At 64.5% G+C, this 386-nt stretch carries 1 protein-coding gene; it reads left to right on the forward strand.

The annotated features are described in order from the left end of the window. Positions 1 to 239: 239 nt before the first annotated feature. A partial coding sequence (locus AB4Y85_RS19485) for a helix-turn-helix domain-containing protein (protein ID WP_441986555.1) occupies positions 240 to 386 on the forward strand: 147 nt, incomplete at its 3' end.

The following is a 386-nucleotide window of genomic DNA, read 5'->3' on the forward strand; positions in this document are numbered from 1 at the left end:
GCCCCTCCCGAATCTGCCTGGGCGGGATCGTGGGCATGCTCCCAGTGCTGTTGCCAGTAGTCCTTGTCGAAGCTGTGCGTCATCGCGTCACCGTCGCGTCCGCCCGCTGCTTCCCCTGGCGATGTCTTTGCCGTCCCGGCCATGTGGAACCCCTTGCGATCTGATGTGCCTTCAGATTCCATGCTCCCGGGCCGGCAGGTGGATGTGCAAGCGGTATTGCCGAATGGCAAAATAGCCTCATGAATGACGATCTCGACCACACACTCAGCGCCGTCGGGCCGCGCCTCAAGCGCCTGCGACTCCGCCGGGACGTCACCCTCGCAGACCTCGCCGAGCAGACAGGCATCTCCGCCAGCACACTCTCCAGACTCGAAGCAGGCCTGCGG

This window comes from Microvirga sp. 2YAF29 (assembly GCF_052114605.1).
Taxonomy (GTDB): Bacteria; Pseudomonadota; Alphaproteobacteria; order Rhizobiales; family Beijerinckiaceae; genus Microvirga.